The following is a 23,202-nucleotide window of genomic DNA, read 5'->3' on the forward strand; positions in this document are numbered from 1 at the left end:
TAATATTTATAACTAGAATGGTGATTATTTTTTAGCTAATGAGGGTACAAAAAAAGCGCTAGGTGACCACACCCAACGCCTCTTTGGATACAAGATAACCGAGAATAGTTATCTATAAATGCTGTATCAAATTGAGTATAACAGAATTTTCGTAAAAAACATAGTTGTTTTCAATTGTTTCGATATTTACGTGGAGTTTGTCCGGTTTTATTTTTGAAAACTTCAGTAAAGTGACTGGCCTGTGGAAAGCCTGATTTAGTAGCGATAACGTTAATTGGCAAATCAGTTTCTTGCAACATCTTGGCGGCCTGATTCAGACGATATTCAATCAAATATTCGTAAGGAGTCATCTGTAAAGTAGTCTTAAAGCAGCGTAAACACTCGGACTTACTAACATTTGCACTTATAGCTAAACCTTCTAAAGTGATTTTTTCAGAAAAATGATTTTGAATATAATTTAAAAAAGTATGCATTCTCTGGGTGATAATCTTGTCAGCTCTTTGATGTTGAGCGGGGCGAATATTTTGAATCATTGCCAGCCAAATAGTAACTAAGGTAACCAAAACTTGGTAAGAATAGAGGGTATCTTTGTTATTTTCGAAACCAATCAATTTTTGTAACAACCGAAGGATATCTCTTTCCCATCCAACTGTAGGTTTAAGTACGTAAAAATGGAAGTTTTCATTATTGATCAAAGAACTAACCGCAGCTTGGGCGGGACTGTTGAAGTAAAATTTGAGGAAATAATCGGGGAAAATGAAGCTATGGTAATGCGAATGTGTTTCGGGAGTAATTAGGTGTGCTAAGTCTTTGCTGATAAAGAGACCTTCACCAGCATGCAAAGTTAAATTAGTTTCCCCCAAGGTGGAAAAGGTTATTTCACCGGAGGAGATATACACAAACTGTAGATCCTCATGCCAATGCATAACTTTGAAACCAGGATTAAGTGGAAAACTCTGTGCATTTTTTACATTCAAAACAAGATAGGGGAAATTACTCTTTTGATTTAAATTGATGGAATTGATTATTCTTTTACTCATAATGACACCTTTTTGACGATATTATGATACTTTTTGCCACTTTATTATCATTATAGAGCAGTCAATTCAGATACGATATTGAGTAGAAAGGAAATTATTATGCTCAATTTTACATTAGTTTTAGTCTTCTTCGGCGGTATCGTGGGCGGAATCATCTCGTCAGTTGCCGGAGGAGCATCGATTGTTTCATATCCGGTGCTGTTGATCAGTGGCGTTCCACCAATCTTTGCTAATATTACCAATCATGGAGCCCTGATCTTTGATTATTTAGGAGCAGTTGCCTCGTCAGCACAAGAATTAAAGGGACATTGGAAACAGGCATTGTTCTACGCAATATCCGCAACCGTCGGTGCCATATTCGGAACCTACCTATTATTAGCCTTTCCTTCAAGCGTTTTTGAAAAGGTAGTGCCCATCTTTTTAGTGATTTCTGGAACGATGTTTTTACTAGGAAAAAAACAGAATCGTGGTACTAAGAAGAATCTTGCAAATATCTGGGTTATCATCATTATGGCCTTAATGGGGTGTTACACAGGCTATTTTGGTGGTGCTAATGGTGTGATTGTTCTGGCTGTTTTGCAGTATCTCACCAATGAAGATTTCTTAGTGAATAATGCAATAAAGAATGTTATCTGTGGTGTAGCCAATGTCAGTGCCTTCATTATGTTTATTTTCAGATCCAAAATCTATTGGCAACAAGGAATTTTTCTAGCTGCCGGCATGTTAATTGGTGGTCTCTTGGGACCTAAAATCTTACGACATGTCTCGGTCAAAATGGTTCGTTGGATTGTTGCCATACTAGCTTTTATTCAAGCAATTTACTTTTTCATTCAGGCTTATTAAGACTTTTCGTATTCTATTACATATTTATTAACTAATTTTTTCCGATAGATATATAATTGTAGAAAATAAGTCGGGGGTCAGAAATATGGCACGCAAAGTTATTCTATTCATTACACAAACATTAGATGGCTATATTGCCAATTCTGATGGCAAGATTGACTTCTTATGGAATGATAAATTTTCAACAGGTAGTGTTGTAGACCGTGAGTATGAAAAATTATCCAAACGGGTTAATACTGTTATCATGGGTCGACATACATATAACCAAATCGTAAATGGCATGTCACCCAATGATTATCCATATGCCGGCTATGAAAATTATGTGATGACGACACATCCATTGCCAGATGAGGATAATATTCACTTTGTTAACGGTGAGGTAGCCAAATTAGTCAGCGATTTAAAAGCTAAATCGTCAAAAGGTGATATTTGGATTATCGGTGGTAGCAATGTGATAGCACCACTAGTGAATGCTGATCTAATTGATATCTATCATATAGGCATTGTGCCTATTATTTTGGGTAAGGGAATTCCACTATTCTCCGACCGAGTTATTCCTAAGGAATTGAGTTTGGAATCTGCAAAAAAAGTGAATGAGATTGTGTACGTTGAATATTCTCACTAGAAGTTAAAAGAATGTTATAAAAAATAGAGATACCGTTGTTAAGCGGTATCTCTATTTTTTTATATCTTATCAAAACAATGTTATTTTTTGATTATTAAATTATCTAAAAAAGTATAAAATAAATTTTTTGAAAGTGCTAAAACCAGAAGTATGTATATAGGGAGGGCAATTATGGATAAGAAGATTAAATATGTAGGTAGTGCTGTAGCTGCGGCATTAATGGTTGCTGGGGCTCCAATAATTGTTCCTACTTTAATTCCAACTTCTATCATCAAGGCTGCAACGACAAATAATTTAACGCCTAGTGATATGTTAGCTGCTTTTAAGAATCAATTTGATGATCGTTATTTTTCAAGTGCGAATAGTGTTTCGAAACCGCTAAACTCGTTAGCAAACGACTATGCTAATGGATATCATTATTTTGATATAAACAATCCTTATCATATTCATGATTTTGAAAATAATGATCAAATTAGAAGTCTTATGGATGCAAATAAGCAATTGCCAGCCAGTTATTTTTATAATGGAACTTACTTGTATCGTGATATGTTGGTAGCTATGACGGTAGCCGATAAGGATGGCAATAATATAGATATTTCTACTGGAGATAAACTCAAAGCCCTAAGCTTGAAAGATTCCCAATTTCCTTTAACGGCCACGATTCATGTAAGAGAAAGTAAAAATGATAGTGACGCCCCATTGACGTCAATAGCTACAGTAACAGATCCAACATTATTAGATTTTAGCTTTGCTATTAAGTTAAGTAAATTTGATATAACTACGGATACAAATCTAATTACAACTAATGTTGGAACTTTTTTAACGTCTTTACAATCAGGGAACAATAAACTAGCAATTACCGATAATTATACTGGTGATTCTAAATATGCAAATAGTTTAGCTGCTGCTGAGAAACCAATACTTGGTCAAAGCTTATTTAGGGATTTAGATAGTGCGAGAAAGTACGCGGGAGAATCAGATTTTAATCCGAGTGTTACTAATAGAGGTAACGCTTCAACGGAACAATTCAGTGATGGAAAAATTAAGTTACCGGGACAATACTATCAAACCGTTTCATATAATTTAAAAGGTGCTGATACTCCTATAAATAATATGCTTTCTAGCTCTGATACGGTTGATCCATTAACCGGATCTCATATTAGCCCTTATCAGACTTTTATTAATGGGAGTGATACGGAAGCTACTGCTGGAACGGATTATGTATTTAATCATGATGTAGGGACTATCACAGTAATCAGGAAGATTTCAGTCGGAGCTTCAATTAAAGCTAATTTGGAAACTCCACAAGTGAAGATCAATTCTTTAATAAGTGATTCTAAATTGGCAACTAATAATACGTTAAGTGATGGAGTGTCCAATGTTGATGTAAGCAATGTTGAATTTGGAGACGATTATTACACTGATCGATTATTAAAAACGAAGGCTACAAGTGATCAAATATCATCAACTAACTTTGTTAAGCCTGGAAAATATTATCGTAAAATAATTTTTACATTGAAAAATAGTAATATTGGTGATTATAGTAGTATTCCCGATAATGTGGGATATGATACAACAGCTAATACTGTAACTTACGTTCAAGAGGTTGATGTAAAAGATTCTGCTACTACAAAGTATGATAATCCACTGAATGCAAACGTTGGAGATGCAAGTACATCTGGAATTGCAAATGATACATTAACAAATGGGAGTAGTAATCTGGTACAAACAAATGGAATAAGTTTTGGTAACAATTACTATGAATATGGCGGACAGGCTAGCGCATTACAAGATGATGTTTTAAATGATAGTAGTGATTTATCGGCCACTGATGGTGTAGTAGATAGTACTGGAAAATTTGCTAAATCAGGGGATTATTTGAGAACCATTACTTATACTCTTGTTGCTAACTCTGTTGATACGAATACATTTGATACTACTAATTCTAAATATAAGTTAGGTACGGATTCTAAAGGAAACGATACGATAACTTATGTTCAAAAAGTACATGTTAGTCCACTTAGTTCAGTGAATGTTAACTATGGTTCCGTAGAGTTGATGGCTGGTGCAACTACGGACGATCCAGCATTAGCAAGTATCGACGGCGATACTTTAACATTTGGTACAGATAAAACTAATTTGATTGATACTACTAAAGGTAGTAATAAAAACGGAATTGATTTTGGTCAACAGTATTTCAAAACATTAAGTAATGGTAAGTTAAGTGATCCAGTGACTAACTTTAGTGAAGCTGGAACTTATTATCGTACAATCAAATTTTATGTAAATAAAGATGTCGATTCAATCAATTTCAATGGAACAACAGGAACTACGGATTCTAGTGACAATAGTGTCACGTTTATTCAGACCATTAATGTTGAACCAATTGAAACGGCAGTAAACTTTAATGTTCCATCTGTAAGCATTGGTGCAACAAGTACAAGTGATATTAACGCACTAAATGACACGACTACGGATACTCTAAAAACTACAGATGATGCTGCTACTTCATTAATAGATACCGCTCAAGGAAAAAATGGAATTAGTTTCGGTACAGATTATTATACTGACATGGGTCTAAAAAATAAGGCTACGAATGGATTGTCTACAGGTAGTGGGACATATTATCGTAAGATAACGTTCTATCTCAATCGAGATACGAGTGAACTTTCTTTTGACAAAACCCCTTATGATAAAACTTCAAATAGTGTAACTTTCATTCAACCCGTTTCAGTTAATGTTGCCACAGTAGTAGAAAAAATTGATACAGTTTCTTCTAGTATTGGTAGCAGTGTTAGTTCGGCTGTTTTAGGTGATAATGATTTAACCTCAAATAAGGTTTCAATTGTTGATACAACTCAAACATCCGTTGGTAATGAATACTTTACTCGTGCCGAAGATGCTGTAAAGGGTGAGAACTCCCAAGGTACATCATTTAAGAGTAGCGGAAAAGTATATCGTACAATTACCTTTACTTTAAAGAATCCAGCCAGTTATTACTCATTTGATGGAACAGAGGGAACTGATTATAAGATTGATGGTAATAAGATAACCTTCGCACAACCTATTCTTATAAATACTGCAACGGCAGTGCCAAAGCTTTCTACAGAGTCAGTTCAAAATGGAAGCTTAATTAGTGATTCAGAAAAGGCAAGTAATGATTTAACTGTAAATGGATCTTCTATTGTGGCAACTAATGGTGTCTCATATGGAACTGACTATTATAGTGTTGCCGATAATAAACCTGCAGATATTCTAAATGGACAAGGTAAGGCTGCTTCTGGGGTTACAGATGGAACAAACTTCACTAAGTCGGGCGATTACTATCGAGTAATTACATTTGCTTTAAATCAAAATGTTGATGCTAATAGTTATGCCTTTGGCGATGGTAAGTTGTCTAGTGATGGTAAGAGTGTTCAATATGTTCAAGAAGTTCGTGTTTTAGCTAACTCAACTATGGTCAATATACCTAATATCATTACGAATACTGGTGCGTTAACTACAGAATTTGATGACAAGACTGGATATGATTTGACTAGTGCAGGTAATTCAATCGTTAGTGCTATTGAATTTGGAAATTATTATGATGATGTTAAGTCCGCCGTATCAAATTCATCAACAGTTTCAACTAATGTCGATTCAACCAATCATAAATTCTTAAAGGATGATGATACACTCTATCGTGCAGTAACCTTCACATTAAAGAGTGATGCAAGTAATTATGACTTTAGTAATCTACCAAAGGATTCATATACTATATCTGGCAATAAGATTACTTTAGCCCAGAGATTTATTGTTGAAGACAATCCAGCTACAGCTAAGATTTTTACGGCTCAAGGAAAACTCAATGGTTTAGTTGCTGATTCTGAAACTTCCGGAAATAATAAGTTAACGGCAAAGGTTAATAGTGTAGATACTGATGTCTTTAACAAGATAACCTTTGGTTCAAGTTATTATTCAAGTAGTGATCTATCAGGTGATCCTGTAGATATAACTCAAGATGGTAAGTTTATTAAATCTGGTAAATATTATCGTGAAATTATATTCCACTTGAAATCAGGTGCTGTGGATGCCAATAGTTTCAAAGGTTCCGATGTATTTAATATTGGTAAAGACAAAGATGATCCGACGGTTAGCTATATTCAAGAGGTTTATGTTGTACCAAGCACTACAACAGTTAATGTAAAACACTTAAATGTGAATGTCGGTTCGTCAACAACAATTAATGAAACTGCTGATGATGGTTTAGTCGATAGTGCTAATAATTCATTGGTTGATAATTCAAATAACGATGGTATTACATTTGGTAACGTCTATTATACTGACGCTCAAGCAGCATTAGATGCATCTGCAGATAAGGAAAAGATTGCAGATGTAGGTTCTAATTTCACAACTGCAGGACAAACTTACTACCGCCGGATTACGTTTAAGTTGAATGATGATGCGGCTAATTATACGTTTACTGATTTAGTAAATGGCGTTGGTCATGTTAAGAATGGTAATGAAATAACATTTGTTCAAGCAGTTACGGTTAATAAGAGTACTGTGACAACAAGTATTTCACCTTTGAAATCTATTCAAGTTGGTATTTCAACTTTAAAAATTGAAGAAACGATTAGTGATCAACTATTAGATCAAAGTGGTAAATCAATTGTTGCACAAGATGGAATCAATAGAGGCTCCGAATATTATGGTAGTGAAGCTGATGCAATTGCTTCCGTAAATGGTACTGCTACTGCAGTTGTTAACAAAGGTGGCAATTTCAATAAACCAGGAACTTACTATCGTATAATCACCTTTACGTTATTAAATCCAGTTGATCAATATAATTTTGCCGGTACAGATGGTGTAAATTACGTAATCAGTAAAGATAAGAAGTCTATTAGCTTTATTCAGTCAGTTACTGCTTCGGCTAACCCAACTACAGTAACCATTCCAGACATTACAGTTGGTTTTGGTTCGCTTGTTTCATCTATTGAAGATGACAATACTGGAGATACTGTAATAGATAACGGTACTAAAGAGTCATTGGTTGATACTGTTAAAAATGATAGTATTTACTATAAGAGTGCGTCCGGAGCAATGAGTGAGGATAAAAATGATTTAGCTTCTATTAAAGATAAGTTTACGGAGCAAGGGGATTACTACCGTAGAGTAACTATTAATTTAAAAGATGACGTCGCAAATCATGATTTCACAGATATGATTAATGGTGAAGATCCAATCTTAGGGGATAAATCTGTGACCTATATTCAAAAGGTTACTGTTACAACCAATGCAGTTGATCAAAATATTGAAACTGTGACAGCAAAAGTTGGCGACAACTTATCTTCCGTTAGTTCAGGTACGTACGACTTAACTATAAATAATGGTAAGGACTCGATAATGACTAATGATGTGAAAATTGGCAAAGAGTATTATGGTAATAAATCTGATGCGGTTAATGGAACGAACGCTTTAGGAACAACCTTGAATAATAGTGGTACTTATTATCGTGCAATTACCTTTACATTAGAAAATAATGCTGATTCTTACACCTTCAAGGGGAAGAATGGGGTAGATTACAAGATTGATGGTAAGACCGTAACTTTGGTTCAACCAATTATTGTTGGTTCCGTTACGGTAAAAGCTTCAGTTGATCCATTGAAGATTAAAGAAAAGACTTTGACGACAGATTCCGATGTTACTGCAGATAAGGGCTATACATTGACAGGAGCTACTTTCGAAAAAGTTGGAACGGATTATTACAACTCTTTGAAGGGCGCTCTGGCTCAAGATTCAAGTGATATAGCAACGAATGCTACAAGTGGCAGTTACTTTAATCAAGGTGACTATTATCGTTTGGTATACTTCAAAGTTGGTCCTGAATTTGCTAAAGATTATTCAATAGCGGATGACAATTTGAAAGCACTTGATGATGATATCGTGGTTTATGCTCAACCAGTGACTGTTACATCTGCTACTGAAATTTCACAAGATAGTATTGCACTTGGAACAGCAAGAGTTGGCGATAATATTAGTGCGATTCAGTCAGGTACTAGTCAATTACTTGATAGTAATGGTAAATCAATTAGTCAATCAGTTTCATATGGTACAGATTATTATGACAGTTCTAGGGATGTCTTTACCAACGGAGCTAAGACAACTGCTAATATTGACGGTAATGGTAACTTTACAAAGGCTGGCACATATTATCGTGAGATTACATTTAAGGTAACTGAAAAGGATATTGATGCTAATAACTTTAGTGACGATGCACATATCGTTAAGAACGGTGATAATAGTACAGTTTCATTTGTTCAAACTATAGGTGTATCAGCAGGTACAGCTCAAATCAATGTAAATCCAATATCAGTTAATGTTGGAACACCAGTTGATTCGATTAAGAATACAGATACTTTGACTGACAAGGCTAATAATTCTCTTGGAACAGCCACTTTGGATAATAGTAGATTCTATGATAATGCTAAGGATGCTTTGGATGGTAGTAATGTAGATACTAATGCAACAACTAATGATCTTTTCAACAAGGGAACTTACTATCGTTTGGTAACATTTAAGACGGCTTCTGATTTTGCCAAGAATTACACCTTGAATAATCCAAATGTCAAAGTAAATGCTGATGGTTCAGTTATTTATGCTCAAAGAATTGATGTAATCGCTAGTGGTGTGGTTAAGTACAAGTTCGGTGTCGTCAATGCCAATGTTGGTGATTCAATAAATAACATGACTAAACCAACAGGTGAATTGCGTGATAACTCAAATAATGTGATTGCTGCAACTGTGACGGCCGGAACCACATATTATGACAATGCTGATGACGTTTTCTCAACTACTGGAGAGGCGACAGAAGGTGTTAATGCTAACGGTCAATTTACAAAATCGGGAACATATTATCGTGAGATTAGTTTCAAACTAAATAATGCGGCAGATGTTAAGAATTATGATTTTGGTACTGATGCCCATATTTCTGGTGATACAGTTTCTTACGTTCAAACAGTGGTAGTTGGTGAAGATACAGCAACTATTACGGTTGGACCATTGAACATTAAGACCGGCACAAGAACGAATGATTCGTCAGTTACAAGTACCGATGGCTATGTCTTAACTGACGCAGATGGTAATTATACTGATCCAACTTTAGGCGAGACATATTACAAGTCTGTAAAGGGTGCTTTGGATAAGTCAAATGGTGATGAAGTTGATGCATCCGCAACGACTAATGGTGCCTTTAATAAAGGTACATATTATCGTCGAGTTGTATTTAGAGCTGGCTCTGATTTTGCTGATAAGTTCCAATTGACTAATTCAAATGTTAAAGTTGATTCTGATGGTTGGGTAATCTATGCTCAACAAATCAATGTTAAAGATAGTGTTGTTTCAAAACATACCATTGAAGATGCTAAAGCTAACGTAGGTGATTCAGTTACTGCTGTAACTTCAACTGGCGATGCTTTGATGGATGCATCTGGTAATAAACTTGATGCAACTGTTTCATATGGAACGGACTATTACGATAATTATGATGATGTCTTTATACCAAATGCTGCCAAGACGAAGGATATTGCTAATGGTGCCTTTACTAAGACTGGTACATACTATCGTGTAATCAACTTCAAGGTTAGTCCTGAAGCTATTGCACAAAATGATTTCGGTAGTGAAGCCCATATTTCTGGCAACACTGTATCCTTTGTTCAAGCTGTTACGGTCACGAAGAATGAAGCTAATATCAATTCTTCAGTTAGCGAGTTGGATCTAAGCGTTAATGCTGAAAAAGATAATCCGGCTTTGATCAATACTAAGGAATACTTCTTGAAAGATGCTGCTGGTAATTCCTTAGTTGATAAGACTAAAGGCACATACGGCGTGGAGCTTGGTCAAGTCTTCTATACTGACAGTAGTTTGACTCAAAAGACTGCTGATGCTAGTGGTGCTAGAATTTCTAAGGCCGGAACTTATTACCGTACTGTGAAGTTCTATCTAACTAATGGCGCTACTGATGCCAATCAATTCGAGAGTATTGGTGGAACTTATGATGCAAATGATAAAAGTGTAACATTTGTTCAAATGGTTAAGGCTTCGGCTAACCCAGCTATTGCCAAAATCAATAATGTGACGGTAGATAACGGTACTTCAATGACTGATAAAGTCTTACAGAATACTGATGATGTCTACATTGTTGATAAGAATGGCGACTCAATTGTTGCTGACGGCGGTATTAGTTTTGGTACGACTCTTTATGATGATCAAGGTAGACCAGTAACTAATTTGAAGACTGCTGGTACTTATAGCCAAGTAATCACGGTTAAGTTGGCAAATGATGTCAGTGCTTATACCTTTGGTGAAGGTTATAAGGTTGATCCAACCAATAACACGGTATCTTATGTCCGTACAGTAACTGTTAAGGCTGCAAGTTCTACTGGTGGCAACACAGGTGGCAGTACTGGTGGTAACAGTGGTTCTTCAACTGGTGGTGAATCTGATGAAGATGATGATTGGAATTACTCACCAATCCAAGGTGTAGTAACAACTAAGACTAATCATCCATTCTACACACTGAACAATCAAGATAATGACAAGATTCCTAATCGTGTATTAGGTAAGGATTCATCTTGGAAGACTGATCAAATTCGTGTCAATAAAGCTGGAGTTACACAATACCGTGTTGCAACTGGCGAATGGATTTACGCCGACGATGTAGTGCTTAACCAAAATAGCTCTGAAGATGGCGATTGGACTTATACTCCGGTTCAAGGTGTAGTAACAACTAAGACTGATCAAAAGAAATATCAATTGAATAATCATGAAAATGAGACTATTGCAAATCGTGATTTGAAGGAAGACTCTTCATGGAAGACTGATCTTTATCGGACTAACAAAGAGGGCGTAAAACAATATCGTGTCGCAACCGGTGAATGGATCGATGCTGATGACGTTAACTTCAATCAAGACAAAGAAGACTTTTGGACATACACATCTGTAAGTGGTGTTGTTAAGACAAAAGATGGTCAAACTGAATATCAATTGAATGATCAAGAAAACAAAGCTATTGCTCATCGTGATTTGAAAGAAGACTCTTCATGGAAGACGGATCTCTACCGTACAAATGAAGCAGGTGTTAAACAATATCGAGTTGCAACTGGCGAATGGATTGATGCTGGCGATGTTGATTTTATAAATAATAATAAAGATGACGAAGGTTGGATTTACACTTCAATTAGTGGAATCGTCACAACTAAGTCTAGTCAAGCAAATTACCAATTGAACAACCAAAATAATTCCGCCATTGCTGGTCGTGAATTGGTTAAAGATTCATCTTGGAAGACCGATCAATATCGGACTAACCGAGAAGGAGTCAAACAATATCGTGTCGCAACGGGTGAATGGGTCGATGCTAACGATGTTGTCTATGAAGATGCAATTGATACTGGTATTTTCAGGGATGGACGTAAAGTTAGTGGAATCATTAATCTAGATAGAACGAATATTTTCTATGATCTCTATTCTAGAGAAAATGAAATTATAGAAGACTATTCTCTAGGTGAAGAAACATCTTGGAAGACTGATTATAAAGCTCAAGATGTCAACGGTGATACTTATTATCATGTTGGCGACAATGAGTGGATCAAGGCTGAAAAGGGTGTTCACTTCAATAATTACGCTTGGTATTAAAATAAAAGAATGGAATCATCAGATTTAATCTGTTGGTTCCATTTTTTTATAGAATTATGGTGTTTATCTAAGAGAAAGATAACAAAGTACTTGCTATAAAACGCGTTCGAGGGTCTACATTATAGATGAATTCAGAAAGGAAAGTGACAAAGATGTTTGCATATGTACAAATTTTTAATGGTAAGAATAATGTTTCGTATGGTTATGTTGATCTTTCTTTTTCAAAGAACGTGTTGTCCGTTTCAGTTTTGAAGGGGAATCTGCGTGAGCATGATATTAAGATTCTCGTATCTGAAATTAGTGATATTTCGTCAGGTAAGTATCAGAGTTGGAATCAGATGAGTTTTATGTATCAAGGTTTGAAGTATGTCTTCATTTACAGTGGTTATGGTGGCTACAATTATTTGGAAGATCATCTTATGACTGAAATGATAGAGTAAAAAAATCAGTGTAGTTTCCATCTTTTTTGATGGATGCTGCACTGGTTTTTTGTTTTTTTAATAACCATGGTTCTATGCAATATAGTGGAGACGAGCTACACAAGGGCAACTCCTTCCGGTTAAGTCAACTTTCTCTGCCGGCGCTTCGCTACCGACTGAGAAAGTAGTTTTAATCCTCGGGAGCTGACCGCCCTTGTTTCGCTCTCTGATTTTATGCTCGGTGCCAAGCGGCGTAGCCGATTGTTGGGAAGATTCCTATTAATCGGTTGATTTGTTCGCGGTCGAATTTGAATTCGATGGCTGGTAATAACGCGTTGACTGCATCTTGAGCTTGGTCACTTACTTCGGTTACTCCAATCAAATGACCGTCTTTATCATGGATTTGCTTACTTTCAGCGATTGGTTCTTTGTCAACTTGGTAGTACCAGTAGTTGGCTAGGTCGTTTGTACTGATTTCGTAACCTTTCTTTTGGGCTTCATCAACTGAAATTCCGGCTTGAGCAATGCGTGGTGATGTGAAGACAACTGATGGGATAACGGGATACTTGATGGCATCGGTTGTTTGTCCGGAAAATAGTTTCATTAGATATTTGGATTCGAAGTAGGCGGCTGGTGTGACTTTTGGTAGGTCATTGGAAACAACGTCTCCGGCAGCATAAATGTTATCTACATTTGTTTGCAGATGGTCGTTTACGAAGACTCCGGTTTTATCGAATTCAACGCCAATTTTGTCGAGCCCTAATTCATCTAAGTTAGGAATACGGCCAGTTGCGTCTAAGATCCAATCAGTATCGAGGGTTTGATTATCACCATAAGTTACTTGATAACCTTTGTCGGTTTTGGTGAAGGCTTGAACGTTGGAATTTTCGATGAATTTAACACCACGTTCTTTTAAGTCGTTAACCACTTTTTCAACGTAAGGTTGATAGAATTTTCTTAATACTTTATCTGAATGGAGCATAACGGTAATGTCAGCACCAGCTTCGTTGGCGATGGTAGCGAACTCCATCCCGATATAGCCAGACCCCACAATTGTAATTTTCTCAGGTAAAGTCTTGAGGTTTAAAAAGTCTTCGCTGTCGTGAGCTAATTCAGTGCCGGGAATATCTAGACGATGCGGTCTGAGGCCAGTTGCGATAACGATTTTTTCAGCTGTAACTTCAGTTTTTCCATCAACAATTACAGTATGATTATCTTTGAATTGAGCGTGGCCGTGAATAATTGTAGCGCCAGCACTTTCCAAACGGTCGGTTAATCCTTGAGGTAACACATCGATAATTTCTTGTTTATGTTCAATGTTTTTAGTCCAATCAATCTTTAAATCACCTTTGAGGATACCATTCATCCGTTGAGCTTCACGGGTCATTTTGACAGGTTCGTCAATTGTGATTTTGGCGTTACAGCCACGGTTAGGGCAAGTTCCACCGACAAGTCCGCTTTCAATAACACCAACAGAAACCCCGGTCTTTGCTAAAGGAGCGCCACCATCGAAAGTTGCGTGACCAGCACCAATATAGAGCACATCATAATCGAATTTTTTTGACATTAAAGTATCCCTCCAAAAATTATTTTATACCTCCAATTTAAAACATTTCGTATATCATGACAATTAATATGGTAGCCGTCTACGAAATTTCTTTGGCAGAAGTAGTGAGGTAGGACTAGAATAATCAAAAAGGAGAATCAGAAAATGGATGTTGAAATAAAACGTGATGGTCTAACTTTACGAGGGACACTAGTCAAACCACAAACTGAGGAATTCAATTTAGTAGTTTTGATGCATGGTTTTACTTCCAATCGTGGCGTCGATCCAGATCAACTACTTTATCAATTGGCACAACGTTTTGAATCTGAGGGTATGGCTACCTTGCGTTTTGACTTTAATGGTCACGGCCAAAGCGATGGTCGTTTTCAAGATATGACTGTTTTGAATGAAATCAGTGATGGTAAAGCCATTTTGGATTACGCTTGCAGTATTAAGGGTGTTAAGAAGTTATATCTTTTGGGACATTCTCAAGGTGGAGTAGTTGCTAGTATGATTGCCGGTTACTATCATGACAAAATCGATAAATTGGCGCTTCTAGCACCAGCTGCAACTTTAAGAGATGATGCTTTGAAAGGCAACACACAAGGTTATACGTATGATCCGCAAAATATTCCAGATACTTTGCCAATCAAAAAAGGTTTAACATTAGGTGGTTTTTATCTTCGAACGGCCCAAACTTTACCGATTTATGACGTTGCTAAAGAGTATCAAGGTCCAGTTTGTTTGTTGCACGGTTTGAAAGATACCGTGGTTGATAAGATTGCTTCAACTAGATACGATGACGTTTATCAAAATGATCAGTTACATTTATTAGATGATGCCGATCATGGATTTTCCATTGGAAATTCTCGTCAAGAAGCCTTGAATATAACGACGAGATTCTTTCTAGAGAGAGCGGAACAAGGGCGGTTAGCTCCCGAGGATTAAGACCACTTTCTCAGTCGGTAGCGAAGCGCCGGCACAGGAATCTGGCTTGTGTAGCTCGTTTCCACTATAAAACAATTTATAAGTACAAAAAAACTCAGTGTAGGCCATCAATATGGTTAATACACTGAGTTTTTTAGTCTTTAAATTTTAAGATATTCTCAACGGGTTCACGTTTTGATTGGTAAGTGTTGATTGTGGCATCTTTAGGATAATCAATAGAAATACCAATAACCAAAGTTTCGTCGTCAGGAATTTCCATTGCCTGGCGGATAACGTCTGGAAAACGCACGCTGGTGTACGTTGGAATTGTATCTAGTCCCTTATCTTTAGATGCTAACATCAAAGTCTGGGCAAATGAACCAGCATCGAAGACGGACCATAGTGAGGAACCTTTAGGAATCGTAAGAAAAATTATTGCAGGTGAATGATAAAGATTAGTGCTGGCACCACTCATTTTTTCGTGAGCTTCATCAAAGTTTTCAAAGTGGTGGACGATTTCATGACGCCACTGTTTCATATTGATTTGAGTCTCAGAACTCCAGTCATCACGGTGCATGACTGGGAAGTCAGGATTACCTTTTTCGGAATTTCTTTGGACGTAAGTATCCTTAATATTTTGGAGAGTTTTACCTGTAGCAACGTAAACTTTCCAAGGCTGGGAATTAACCCAAGAAGGGGCACGTTGGGCTAGTTTAATAAGCTCTGTTAAGTCTTTTTGAGTGACTGGTTGATCTTTGAAATCTCGAACCGAGTGACGCTTAGTAACGACATCTGTAAAATCCATATTCTTCTCCATTTCTTTTAAGTATTACTAAAAGCTATAGTAATCCATTATTAATAAGTATTTAACATTATAATAGTCAATCCGTATAATGAAATCAATCAATGAGTTAGGAAATGAGGTAGTCGTTTGGAATCAAAATTAAACTTAGATACGCCAGCATATGATGAGATTCAGAAAAATATCGATGTAAATCAAAAATTAGTTCAAGAATTGAATACTGGTGCGCATGATATTGATGAAGTTCGCAAAGTAGTCAGTCAAATCATTGATGAGAAGGTTGATCCATCGACTGAAATCCGTTTACCTTTTTACACTGATTATGGACGTAACTTGCACTTAGGTAAGAACGTCTTCATTAATGCCGGTGTAACTTTCACTGATTTAGGTGGAATTTATATTGGAAATAGAGTTTTGATTGGACCTAATGTGACGATTGTTTCAGTTAATCATCAGATTGATCCTAGTCAAAGACGACATTTAGATTTAAAACCAGTTTATATTCACGATAACGCTTGGTTGGGCGCGAATGTCACTGTCACGCCGGGAACAGTTATTGGTGAAAATGCAATTGTAGGTGCTGGGGCTGTGGTAACGAAAGATGTTCCCGCTAATACGATTGTGGCTGGAGTACCAGCTAAAATTATTAGAAGAATTGAGGTAGAAAATTAATGAGTTTAAAAGATAAAGTTGTTGTAATTATGGGAGCTTCTAGTGGTATCGGTGCCGCTACTGCAAAACTTTTGGCTAGTGAGGGTGCTAAAGTAACCATCGCCGCCAGAAGAATGAATCGTTTGGAAGAAATTAAAAAAGATAATCCTGATGGTGATATTTTAGCAGTAGAAGCTGATGTTACTAAAGCTGATGAGGTTCAAAATGTTATTGATAAAACTGTAGCTGAATATGGTCGTGTTGATGCTTTGTTCAATAATGCAGGAATCATGCCAGTTAATAACTTGGACCAAATTGCTCGTGATGAATGGCAAAATATGATGGACATCAATGTTAAAGGCGTTCTAAATGGTATTGCAGCAGCTCTACCAATTATGAAAAAGCAAAAGAGTGGTCATGTGATCACCACTTCATCAGTTTTAGGCTATGAAGTTTTACCCGGCTATGCAGCTTATTCAGGTACTAAGTATGCCGTTCGTGCAATTATGGAAGGACTCCGCCAAGAGGAACATCAGAATAATATCAAGACAACAATTATTGCCCCAGGTTCTGTTAAGACTGAACTTTTCGATTCGATCAACAATGACGAAGTACGTAATGGTTTGAAAGAAGCTATGAAGCAACCTGGTTCAGAAATAATGGCTCTTCGACCAGAAGAAATCGCCCAAGCGGTTGCTTTTGTAATTGATACCCCAGCTAATATGGCCGTAAATGAAATGGTAATTCGTCCTACAGGACAAGAGGTATAAACAAACTTATAATAGAAACGGTTACAAACAAGGAGGATTTTATGACAGTTTTTGATGAAACATTTACGATGAATAATGGTGTGAAGATTCCTAAATTAGCCTTAGGTGTTTGGGAAATTCCTGACGATCAAACAGCTGATGCTGTAAAGAATGCGGTTAAGATTGGCTACAGACATATTGATACTGCTCAAGCATATGGTAATGAACGTGGTGTCGGTGAAGGTGTTCGTAATGCTGGAATACCTCGTGATCAACTTTTCGTTAATTCAAAAGTTGCGGCTGAAATCAAGAATTACGATGAAGCTAAACAATCAATCGATGAAACTTTGAATAAGATGGGCTTAGATTACTTGGATATGATGATTATTCATAATCCACAACCTTGGAAAGAAGTTAACCAAGGCAACGACCGTCACTTTGAGGGCAATTTGGAAACATGGCGTGCAATGGAAGACGCTGTTAAAGCCGGTAAGTTAAAGACAATTGGTGTTTCAAGTTTCCAAAAAGAAGACTTGAATAATTTGATTAAGAATAGTGATACTAAACCTGCCGTCAACCAAGTTCAAATCCATATTGGTGATACACCAACTGATATTATCAAGTATTCACAGGATAACGGGATTGTTGTTGAAGCATTCTCACCAATTGCTCACGGTGCCGCAATGAATAATGATCTTATCAAGAAGATGGCTGCTAAATACAACGTCAGCGTGCCACAATTGTGCATTCGTTACGATTGGCAATTAAACGTAGTTGTTTTACCTAAGACAGCTAACCCAGATCACATGAAGTCAAACGCTGATATCGACTTTGAAATTTCTGATGAAGACATGGAGACTTTGGCAAAACTTGACCAAATGGAATATGGTGATGCTAGTGTATTCCCAGTCTTTGGTGGGAAACTATAAGGTATAAAAAACGTTTATATTAACTCATGTATATAAGAAGTAAAGTGCCTAATGATTGTTAGAAGAGAAATCTAATAATTATGAGGCACTTTTTTTGATATTTTTTCTAGTACAGTTAATTTTCACATATCTTAAAAATAGTTAATAATCAAAATCACTATTTTTCTATATTGGAATCACAATTATAGTGGTTTAAAAATAATAACTTTTGTTTATATTTCAATCGATAATGAAGAAAAAGCATAAAAAAATAAAATGATTTCAAAAAAATGGTGCATTCAACCCCAAATTAATTCAAAACATTATTTGCTTTATAGAATTAAATCATTTTAAATGTATAAGTTTATCGAAATATTGGTTATATTTTTTTTGATAGTGCTAAAATTTAAGGTATTAAGCTAATTAATTGCTCGTCGAAAATCGGAGGGGATTTTATGATGAAAAAAAAGAATATTAAATATATAGGTAGCGCTGTTGCAGTCGCACTGCTTGCCGCCGGTTCTCCAATTATTATTAATCAAGTAATTCCAACAATTGTCGTTAAGGCGGCTGGAGAAATTCTTCCTCCAGATAAAGCACCTGCATCGGCAAAGGATATGTTGACAAATTTTAGGAACCAATTCGATGATAGATATATTTCAAGTACAGATAGTTTGGTAGCTGCTTTACAAAATATGATAAACACAGATAAGGGAACTAGTTTCTTTTACTTTAATCCCCAAAATCCACAGTATCTTTATGATATCCAAAATAATAAAGGTATAAGTGGATTAAAAGATCGAGATAAAGTTACGGAATTAGGCACGTCACCTGGATATTTTGGGACATCTGATAGTTGGGATTTAACAGACTATTATTATCGTGATATTAAGGGCTATTTATCAATTACTGTCGATGGTAAAAACTCCCCAGAAACACTTACTCATCTTGGTACGAATTCTAATGATTCCAATGATCCTGATAGTCTTGCACAATTGGCATATGAAATTAAAAATAAAAATATTAAGTTGCCTATAACTGTTGGGGTTCACTTAGTTCAGAGTAAAGATTCTAAAGATGGTTATGGGACAACTTATCCACAAGGTTCTTTGTATGGTGTAAGTAGTGATTTAACAGATTTTTCTTTCAAAGTATACTCAAGTAGATTTGATATAACTAAAGATACTAATCAAGTGTCGGTATCGCATGGTACATCTATTTCGGATCAGAATAGTCCATTACAGAGTGGAAATGATTCACTTTCTGTAACTGATAATTTTTCTAATTTAACTAGTGATTCTGAAGATATGGGCAGAAAAGCTATTTACGGAAAACATCTCTTTAATTCAGCTAGTGCTGCTTTAGGGTATGCTCAAAGTAATACCTTTGATCCAAATGATTCTACGAGCAAAGTAGAGGGCACTGTAGATAAAGATGGCAAAGCTGTTACGGGTGGACCATATTATCAAACTGTTTCTTTTAAGTTGGATAATGGAAAAGATAAAGCCATTGAATATATGTTAAGTGGTGCAGATGATGATTTAACAGGTACTGTAATTCAACCATATGAAACATATATCAATGGCAGTGATACTCAGGCTACAGATGGTAAGAATGGTGATTATGTCTTCAACAGGGAAAAGAATTCAAGCGATAAAGTTATCGGAATGTTGACTATCGTTCGACCAGTTGTTGTTGAGGGTACTATTGGTTCTGATTTAACTACCCCCCAAGTTACTGTAGGTTCTTCAGCTTCTCCGACAGATAATTCTATTTTGTCAGATACATCTGATGATAAATTAAAGGATGAATCTGGAAATGAATTTGCTACTAGTGGAATTGAGTTTGGTACAACTTATTATAAAGATATCAAAACATCAGATGCAGATGTGGCAACGGATGTAGTTGATAATGGGAAATTTGCAAAGACCGGAACATACTATCGTAGAGTAACCTTTACCCTAGCCAATGGAAGTACAAATTCTCTTAAATTCTCAGGTAATAATTACGTTGGTACTACTGATACCACTGTTACATTTTCACAGCCGGTTACAGTTCAAAATGGTGTTTCAGCTAATATTGACAGTCCAAGTTCGGCGGTCGGTAATCCAGTATCAGATACTACCAGTGACGTTTCAGGTGATACATTAAGCAACGGAACTGATGAGGCATTAATTGATCATTCTCAAGGTAATAACGGAATCAGTTTTGGAACTGATTATTATGTTGATAACGGGGACAGCACTTATAGTGACATTCTAAATGGTAAGGCAACTGCTAAACCTGGAGTTGTTGATGCCAACAATAAATTTGCTAAAGATGGTGATTATCTACGTACGATTACCTTCTACTTAGTCAAGGGTACAATTGATACCAATAATTTTGAAGCCAGTGGTCAAACATATAGTAAGGATACAACTAATAACACTGTAACTTACATTCAAAAGGTTCACATAGCAACTAGTGCAACTGTCACACTTCCAGCTACAACAGTTAGTTCGGGTAGAACACTTATGGGTAAGAACTGGTCACCAGATAAAACATCAGCAAACCTGCCAATTGACCAACCAACCGTAACAGACAGTGCAGGAAAGAACCTTGTTAATGGTATTGTGTACGGAACTAATTGGACTGACAGTAAGGAAGAGGCTTTGAAAAATGTTGCTGCTGCTGACTCTTCCCACGCTTATAAATCTGTTAAGCGCTTATTTGGATTAGATGGTGATGTAATTTATCATACTGTTACTATTACCTTAATTGATGGAACTAGTATAAAGGATGAAATTAATTTTGAACCGAGTGGTCTAGTGGAAGGTGAAGACTATACTATTAATGGTGACACAATTACCTATGCTCAAAAGGGCACCTTCACTTCTGTTACGCCAGAAGTAAACATCGATGAAGAGAATGTTAATTTTGGCTCGAAGCTTACGGATATTGAGATGTCAACTCCTCCTATAGAAGATTCAGGAGTATCTATCTATATCCATCCATATGGTTTCGCTGGAACGAAACCTTACAATAATAATAGCGACGATGAGAATGCTAGATCTGTTGAGTACTCAAATATTTTTTATGATGATATTAATCATGAAAACGTGGACTCTGGAGTGGTAATCAATGGTGTTTTTGCTAAAACAGGATCCTTCTATCGTAAAGTAACCATTCCGCTGTTAGACGGTTGGGTTAACGGTTTTGATTATAGTACTGATAAAAATTTTGTTAGTGTTGATAAAAAAAATAATACAGTTACTTATTTTCAAAAAGTCAATGTAACAGCTCCAGATGTAACATCTAATATAACTACAGCCACTGCTAGTGTTGGCGAAACTGCAGATAATGTATCAGATAATGGGACAACGGATATAACGACAGAAACAACATTAGATGATGGAACGACTCAAACAAGTTCAATCATTGATGCGACAAAAACTAGTTATGGAAATCAATACTTCACTAGTGAGGCTGATGCTTTGAGCAAAACTGATGGTACAGAAGGGCCATTTACAACTGCATCTACCACTGATCCATATTATCGTCGCGTAACACTTACATTAGCTAGCGGCAAATTGAGTGATTATGAGATAAATGGAACAAGCGGTACAGATTACATTGATAATGGTGATGGCACGGTCACATTTGCTCAACCAGTTACTGTAGGTACTGCTGAAGTTACTCCAACACTTAAAGGAGATGTAACAGTTACTTCTGGTGAAGATATTTCTTCAGAGCAAGGTAACGAAACTAATACGATTACCGGAGTTGATGGTACTTCACTCGTCGATAAGGTTACATTCGGAGATTATTACCGAGCCGATAATGACGATGAAGCTGTAGTTTTGGCAGACATCTTAAGTGGTAATAATACTAATACGACAACTGATCCAGTAAATGGAACAGTTTATGGTAAAGCTGGAGATTACTATCGTACAGTTGTTCTTCACTTGAAGAAAGGTGCCCTAGATTCTTATACAATCAATGGTGCTACAGATGCCCAAATTAATAAGAATGATAATACAGTAACTTATCTCCAAAAGGTCACTGTAACAGTCCCAAAAGTAACATCTAAAATAACAGGAGCTACTGCTAAGGTTGGCGAAACTGCAGATAATGTATCAGATAATGGGACAACAGATATAACGTTAAATGATGGAACAGGTTCAATCATTGATAAAACTGCCTATGGAGATCAATACTTCACCAGTGCAACTAATGCTTTGAACAATATCGATGGAACAACGGGTGCATTCACAACAGTAACTACATCAGATAAACCATATTATCGTCGAGTAACACTAACATTAGCCAATGGTAAATTGTTGAGTGATTATGCAATCAACGGAATAAGCGGAACAGATTACATTGATAATGGCGATGGGACAGTCACATTTGCTCAACCAGTTACCGTGGGAGCCGCCGAGGTTACTCCAACACTTAAAGAAGACGTAACAGTTACTTCTGGTGAAGACATTTCCTCAGAACAAGGTGGAGAAACTAATACGATTACCGGTGTTAATGGCACTTCACTCGTAGATAAGGTTACATTCGGAGATTATTACCCAGCCGATAATACTGATGAAACTGTGGCATTGACTGATATTCTAGATGGAAAGATCAGTGCAACAACTGATCCAGTAAATGGAGCAGTTTATGGTAAAGCTGGAATTTACTATCGTACAATTATTCTTCATTTGACGGAAGGTGCCTTGAATTCTTATACAATCAAAGGTGCTACAGATGCTCAAATTGATAAGGATGCTAATACGGTAACTTATCTTCAAAAGGTTACGGTAGAAGCTGCCGAATTTACTCCAACTCTAAATGGAGATGTAACAGTTACTTCTGGTGAAGACATTTTCTCAGAACAAGGTGGAGAAACTAATACGATTGTTAAGAATAATTCAATCGTGGATAGTGTCACATTTGGAAGTTATTACCCAGCTGATAATACCGATGAGGCTGCGGCTTTAGCAGATATTCTAGGTGGAAAGACTAGTGCAACAACTGATCCAGTAAATGG

At 36.4% G+C, this 23,202-nt stretch carries 12 protein-coding genes; 9 read left to right on the forward strand and 3 right to left on the reverse strand.

The window, feature by feature from the left end:
* Positions 1-170: 170 nt before the first annotated feature.
* A complete protein-coding gene (locus ATN92_RS00990) occupies positions 171-1,040 on the reverse strand; it encodes a helix-turn-helix transcriptional regulator (protein WP_056951095.1) in 870 nt (289 codons plus the stop codon).
* Between the two features lie 99 nt (positions 1,041-1,139).
* Between ATN92_RS00990 and ATN92_RS00995 the strand changes: the two genes are divergently transcribed.
* From ATN92_RS00995 to ATN92_RS01010, 4 genes are all read left to right on the forward strand, one after another.
* Positions 1,140-1,883 carry a sulfite exporter TauE/SafE family protein gene (locus tag ATN92_RS00995; protein WP_056951097.1) on the forward strand — a complete coding sequence of 248 codons (744 nt, stop codon included), beginning with the start codon at positions 1,140-1,142 and terminating at the stop codon, positions 1,881-1,883.
* A gap of 85 nt (positions 1,884-1,968) precedes the next feature.
* Positions 1,969-2,508, forward strand: coding sequence for a dihydrofolate reductase family protein (locus ATN92_RS01000; RefSeq protein WP_056951099.1), 540 nt, complete (start codon positions 1,969-1,971; stop codon positions 2,506-2,508).
* 171 nt (positions 2,509-2,679) lie between these two features.
* Positions 2,680-12,180, forward strand: coding sequence for a hypothetical protein (locus ATN92_RS01005; RefSeq protein WP_056951101.1), 9,501 nt, complete (start codon positions 2,680-2,682; stop codon positions 12,178-12,180).
* 125 nt (positions 12,181-12,305) lie between these two features.
* Complete coding sequence (locus ATN92_RS01010) at positions 12,306-12,620, forward strand: hypothetical protein (RefSeq protein ID WP_143444209.1); 315 nt, start codon at positions 12,306-12,308, stop codon at positions 12,618-12,620.
* Positions 12,621-12,831: 211 nt separating this feature from the next.
* On the opposite strand, the gene ATN92_RS01015 is transcribed toward ATN92_RS01010, so the two are convergent.
* Positions 12,832-14,166 carry a dihydrolipoyl dehydrogenase family protein gene (locus tag ATN92_RS01015; RefSeq protein ID WP_056951105.1) on the reverse strand — a complete coding sequence of 445 codons (1,335 nt, stop codon included), beginning with the start codon at positions 14,164-14,166 and terminating at the stop codon, positions 12,832-12,834.
* A 144-nt stretch (positions 14,167-14,310) separates the two neighbouring features.
* On the opposite strand from ATN92_RS01015, the gene ATN92_RS01020 reads away from it, so the two are divergent.
* Positions 14,311-15,093, forward strand: coding sequence for an alpha/beta hydrolase family protein (locus ATN92_RS01020; RefSeq protein WP_056951106.1), 783 nt, complete (start codon positions 14,311-14,313; stop codon positions 15,091-15,093).
* A 133-nt stretch (positions 15,094-15,226) separates the two neighbouring features.
* On the opposite strand, the gene ATN92_RS01025 is transcribed toward ATN92_RS01020, so the two are convergent.
* On the reverse strand, positions 15,227-15,877 hold the full coding sequence (locus ATN92_RS01025; RefSeq protein WP_056951108.1) for a nitroreductase: 651 nt from the start codon (positions 15,875-15,877) through the stop codon (positions 15,227-15,229).
* 126 nt (positions 15,878-16,003) lie between these two features.
* Here ATN92_RS01025 and ATN92_RS01030 point away from each other — a divergent pair, with 126 nt between their 5' ends.
* From ATN92_RS01030 to ATN92_RS01045, 4 genes are all read left to right on the forward strand, one after another.
* Complete coding sequence (locus ATN92_RS01030) at positions 16,004-16,546, forward strand: sugar O-acetyltransferase (protein ID WP_056951111.1); 543 nt, start codon at positions 16,004-16,006, stop codon at positions 16,544-16,546.
* Positions 16,546-17,295 carry an SDR family oxidoreductase gene (locus ATN92_RS01035; RefSeq protein WP_056951113.1) on the forward strand — a complete coding sequence of 250 codons (750 nt, stop codon included), beginning with the start codon at positions 16,546-16,548 and terminating at the stop codon, positions 17,293-17,295. Before ATN92_RS01030 ends, ATN92_RS01035 begins: the two co-directional genes overlap by 1 nt.
* Positions 17,296-17,336: 41 nt before the next feature.
* Positions 17,337-18,203 carry an aldo/keto reductase gene (locus ATN92_RS01040; RefSeq protein WP_056951115.1) on the forward strand — a complete coding sequence of 289 codons (867 nt, stop codon included), beginning with the start codon at positions 17,337-17,339 and terminating at the stop codon, positions 18,201-18,203.
* Between the two features lie 434 nt (positions 18,204-18,637).
* Positions 18,638-23,202: beta strand repeat-containing protein (locus ATN92_RS01045; protein ID WP_158106609.1), on the forward strand; the 4,565-nt coding region annotated here is incomplete at its 3' end.

This window comes from Companilactobacillus bobalius, from assembly GCF_009764355.1.

What these genes read in the sequence shown, in the direction of transcription:
- ATN92_RS01015 (WP_056951105.1), bottom strand. Translation starts at nt 14,166, where the DNA reads ATGTCAAAAAAATTCGATTATGATGTGCTCTATATTGGTGCTGGTCAC.
- ATN92_RS01040 (WP_056951115.1), top strand. Translation starts at nt 17,337, where the DNA reads ATGACAGTTTTTGATGAAACATTTACGATGAATAATGGTGTGAAGATT.
- ATN92_RS01020 (WP_056951106.1), top strand. Translation starts at nt 14,311, where the DNA reads ATGGATGTTGAAATAAAACGTGATGGTCTAACTTTACGAGGGACACTA.
- ATN92_RS01000 (WP_056951099.1), top strand. Translation starts at nt 1,969, where the DNA reads ATGGCACGCAAAGTTATTCTATTCATTACACAAACATTAGATGGCTAT.
- ATN92_RS00995 (WP_056951097.1), top strand. Translation starts at nt 1,140, where the DNA reads ATGCTCAATTTTACATTAGTTTTAGTCTTCTTCGGCGGTATCGTGGGC.
- ATN92_RS01035 (WP_056951113.1), top strand. Translation starts at nt 16,546, where the DNA reads ATGAGTTTAAAAGATAAAGTTGTTGTAATTATGGGAGCTTCTAGTGGT.
- ATN92_RS01005 (WP_056951101.1), top strand. Translation starts at nt 2,680, where the DNA reads ATGGATAAGAAGATTAAATATGTAGGTAGTGCTGTAGCTGCGGCATTA.
- ATN92_RS01010 (WP_143444209.1), top strand. Translation starts at nt 12,306, where the DNA reads ATGAATTCAGAAAGGAAAGTGACAAAGATGTTTGCATATGTACAAATT.
- ATN92_RS00990 (WP_056951095.1), bottom strand. Translation starts at nt 1,040, where the DNA reads ATGAGTAAAAGAATAATCAATTCCATCAATTTAAATCAAAAGAGTAAT.
- ATN92_RS01025 (WP_056951108.1), bottom strand. Translation starts at nt 15,877, where the DNA reads ATGGATTTTACAGATGTCGTTACTAAGCGTCACTCGGTTCGAGATTTC.